Source organism: Bifidobacterium jacchi (assembly GCF_009078285.1).
GTDB lineage: Bacteria > Actinomycetota > Actinomycetes > Actinomycetales > Bifidobacteriaceae > Bifidobacterium > Bifidobacterium jacchi.
Genome location: NZ_RQSP01000069.1, coordinates 2734 through 6842 on the forward strand (window position 1 = coordinate 2734; position 4109 = coordinate 6842).

Here is a 4109-nt window from a genome sequence, read left to right on the forward strand (position 1 = left end):
GACCGATTGAGATCGATCGGATTCTAGAGGGGACCGGAGGGGGAATAACATGGCGACACTACTCGATCACAATGAGGGCAAGCTGGCACGTCGGCTGCATCGACTTGCCGCAATGGCATCGGCATCGGTGTGCGCGGTCGTGTTGTCGTTGTCGCCGGGGCTGGTCGCTTACGCGTCGGATGCAGCGCAGTGGCCTGCCTATGTGCCGGGCGTGCAGGAGGCATGGAAGGACGGCATCACCGGCAAGGGCGTGAAGGTGGCGATAATCGATACGCTGCCGGTGTCGGATAATCCGGGATTGAAAGACGCGCATGTGGAGTATCGCACGGCGGTGATCGAGAACAATGAGGGGAAGGCGGCGGAGTGCTATTACGGTGATGGCGTCAGTCTGACCGATATGCGAGGTGGTACGAAGGTCGGTGTCGGTACCGGCGCGTACGAGGCGTGGAATTCGCATGGGACATCGATGCTGGCGGCGATCGTAGGCAATGGCACATGGTGGGATGGTCAGGCGGGGCGCAGGGAGTCGCGCCACATTCGTCGGTGCTGTTTTACACCAGTAGCTATAGTCCAAGTCCCAATGCGGTGTTTCTTTCACGTTGTCGTGCTGACGATTCAGGGAATACCTCCATTCGGTCACGGTTGGGAAAGACAATCGATCATGCCGTAAGCGACGAGGCGCGTATCATCAATATGTCATTTATCGGGTCGATTCTGTCTGACGACTATGACGGCTATTTGGATGCGTTGCGGCATGGCGTGGTGATGGTGTCCGGACGGGCCAATGACACCGAAAAAGGCCCGGAAGCCATGACGGGAGTTCCGAGCACGTCTCAGTATGCGCCAGGCGTTATTACGGTCAATTCGCTGACCTCGAACGGTGGCATTGAACCGGAGTCAGACACGGTGGACGGTAATGTCGCGATTCTATCTCCTGCTTCTGATGTGTATGCTCCGAAGGCATATAGCAGCCGTGAACTGGCTGTCGGCTGGGGTGGCAACTCGACCGCGACTGCCGTGCTGTCAGGATATCTGTCGTTGGCGATGCAGAAGTGGCCGGACGCGACCGGCAATCAGATCATGCAGTCGCTGGTGCGCAACACGAAGGAGGGCAAGGGCACGGCGACACTGGATCCGGCCGGAAAACGCGGTTTCGGTCAGGTGGATGTGGCGGCGCTGCTGAGCGTTGACCCGTCCCAATACCCCGACATCAATCCTATTCTGGAGATGCAGATGCTCACCGCGGCGGACTCGTCCACGACGAAGACATGGTATACGCAGGACTGTGGAAAGACCCCCGATGGGATAGTCACGGAGATGGGAGATGTCATACCCTGCCGGGCGAATGAATTCCTCAAGGAGTACGAGCGACAAAAAACGGCATGGGCCAAGGTCAAGCAGTGCCGAGCGGATGGCGGCAGCGACTGCATGCGGTATTCCGCGACCGCGATGGCCGACGGCGAAACCCCCTCTGATGAACGTGGCAGCAACGGCGCAATGACTGCGGACGACCATGCTGCGACTCCCGTATGGTTGCCTTGGACGATCGGCGTTGCCGGACTGCTTGCGGTCGTGGCGGTCATCACGGTCGTCGTGCTCACGGTCCGTAGGCGGCGTGCGAATCTGGCCCGGCGACATGGCGTCATGCCCGCGGCGCGCCCTGCGCCCGATCGTGCCCCGATCTCGGGCGTCCACCCCCATCCGGTTGCTGTCTACCCACCTGCCTCTCCACAACCGGGTACGCCTTTCCCACAGCCCGACATGCCGCACGGCAGACCGCCGCTCCCGGCATCGTCCGCAACGGTCCCCGCGCCCCCGGCATCTCACAGGCCAGTCCCACTGCCGTCCGAGGAGATTGAGCATGGACGGCACAGAGCAAGATGACAATCGTCGACACAAATCATCAGTGAACGCAAAGTGGGAAAGGAGTGACAATGACTGACGACGAACATTCGGACGCGCACGCAGATTACGTGCCGAGCGCGGCGCGCGCGTGGAATCGTCGGCCCATGATGGTGCGGCGGCCTGATATCGTGAACAGATGCAGTCGCGCAGTCGCGCGGCTGTGCCGGCTGCTGATCGGCTGCTGATCGGCTGCTGGTCGGCTGCTGACTGCGCGGCATCGGTTGCGCTACCGCATGATGCGATACGGCATGATGCGATACCGCGCGACACAGCGCGATGCGATACCAATCCAGGTATGGAGCGAAAAGGGGAACGAGCATGAGCGAATACGGGAACGAAACGGCGAATCCGACCTCCCCGGCGGTCAACGCCACCGCCGAACCGCGTCCGTCGGAGGGCGCTCTGGGAACCGGCGTGACACCGATCTGGCCGGCCGCCACCGCAATCGCCCCGGCCAGCGGCGAGCTCACGTTCCACGGGATCCCCGCATCCGCACTGCTCGACGAATTCGGCTCCCCCCTGTACGTGATCGACACCGACGAAGTCGCCGCGCGCGCCCGCTACTTCGTGGATGCCGCCGCCAATGCGTTCAACAACGCCACCACGCATGTGAGCTTCGCCGGCAAGGCGTTTCTTTCCAAGGAGATCGTGCGGCTCGTGCTTGCCGCCGGCATGTACGTCGACACCTGCACGATGGGGGAGATGCGCATCGCGCTCGCAGCCGGAGCGCCCGGCCGCAGGCTCGTGCTGCACGGCAACAACAAGTCCGATGAGGAGATCGCGCTGGCAATCGGGCAGGGATTCGCCAAGATCGTCGTGGATTCGCCCGACGAGCCGGCCCGCATCGCCGCGATCGCGCATCGACTCGGCAAACGCGCCCGCGTGATGCTGCGCGTCACCTCAGGCATCCACGCCGGCGGCCATGAATACATCTCCACCGCGCACGAGGATCAGAAATTCGGCGTGCCGCTGCTGCCCGCCGGCGCCGATGCAAGCGTGCTCGACATCCTTGCCGACATCGCCGACGCCACGCCGGCCGCGACCAACGCGCGCGTGGCCGAACGCGGCGATAGCGGCGATGCAGCGGTCGCCGGCGCTGTCAGTGCCGCCGGCGACGCCGCTGCGAATGCGGTTGCCGATGCGGCTGCCGCTGCCGATGCACCCAGCTCGGCAGCCAAGCCGACGCGTCAGCTGCGCTACGACATCCGCTATCCGTACGATCTGACCGGCGACGAACTGTCCGCGACCGACCGCGCGCTCGCCGCAGCGATGGAGGCTGTGGCGAACGGGCCGGCGCTCGCTGTGCTCAAGGAGATCCACCGGCATCAGGACGTGCTCGAACTCGTCGGCATCCATTCACATATCGGATCGAATATCCACGATGCGGACGCGTTCATTCAGGCCGCTCGCCGCATGATGCTGCTGCGCAAGACCTTCTACGCGACCGACGCATACACGCTGCCCGAGGTTGATCTGGGCGGCGGCTACTCCGTGGCATATACGGACGGCGAGGATTCGATGGACGTGCGCGTCGAGCTTGCGCGGCTCGCCGATGCCGTGACGGACGTCAACCGTGCGCTCGGCATGCCCGCTCCGGCCATCTCGTTCGAGCCCGGGCGCTGGATCGTCGCGCCGGCGGGAGTCACGCTGTATCGGGTCGGCACGATCAAGCATGTCACGCTCAGCGACGACGGCCACGGCCATCAGCCGACCGACAAGTTCGGCAATCCGATCAGCGAGCGCGTCTACGTTTCGGTCGACGGCGGCATGAGCGACAACATTCGTCCGGCGCTCTACGGTGCCGACTACACCGTTCGGCTCGCCAACCGTCGCGGATCGGACGAATCGATGCTGGTGCGCGTGGTCGGCATGCACTGCGAATCGGGCGATATCATCGTGCACGAGGATCGGCTTCCGGCCGACCTCAAGCGCGGCGACGTTCTTGCCGTGCCGGTGACCGGTGCCTACGGCCGCACGATGGCCAGCAACTACAATCAGGCGCTGATTCCCGCTGTCGTCGGCGTGTCTCACGATGGCGCGCATGTGATGCTTCGCCGCCAGACCATCGACGATCTGCTGGGGCTGGATCTGGGCTGAGCGTAGTGTTCTGCGTCATAAGTTCGCTGGTTGCCTTTCCTAGTGTCCTGCGTCAGAAGTTCGTTGATTATATTGTTGGCTCCCCTTGTCAGGGGAGCTGGCCCGCG

Annotated in this window: 3 protein-coding genes; all 3 read left to right on the top strand. The window is 63.4% G+C overall.

The genetic code is table 11. From position 1 onward, the window contains the following. Nucleotides 1-495 precede the first annotated feature (495 nt). Nucleotides 496-1884: a S8/S53 family peptidase gene (locus tag EHS19_RS10175; protein WP_151917649.1), complete on the top strand. Its 1389-nt coding sequence runs from the start codon at nt 496-498 to the stop codon at nt 1882-1884. A 50-nt stretch (nt 1885-1934) separates the two neighbouring features. After that, on the top strand, nt 1935-2090 hold the full coding sequence (locus EHS19_RS10880; RefSeq protein ID WP_175578431.1) for a hypothetical protein: 156 nt from the start codon (nt 1935-1937) through the stop codon (nt 2088-2090). Between the two features lie 133 nt (nt 2091-2223). After that, a complete protein-coding gene (locus tag EHS19_RS10180; protein ID WP_151917650.1) occupies nt 2224-4002 on the top strand; it encodes a diaminopimelate decarboxylase family protein in 1779 nt (592 codons plus the stop codon). Nucleotides 4003-4109: the final 107 nt, after the last annotated feature.

Bases quoted from the DNA above. Each gene is read 5' to 3' on its own strand.
- EHS19_RS10880 (WP_175578431.1), top strand. From the start codon at position 1,935: ATGACTGACGACGAACATTCGGACGCGCACGCAGATTACGTGCCGAGC.
- EHS19_RS10180 (WP_151917650.1), top strand. From the start codon at position 2,224: ATGAGCGAATACGGGAACGAAACGGCGAATCCGACCTCCCCGGCGGTC.
- EHS19_RS10175 (WP_151917649.1), top strand. From the start codon at position 496: ATGGTGGGATGGTCAGGCGGGGCGCAGGGAGTCGCGCCACATTCGTCG.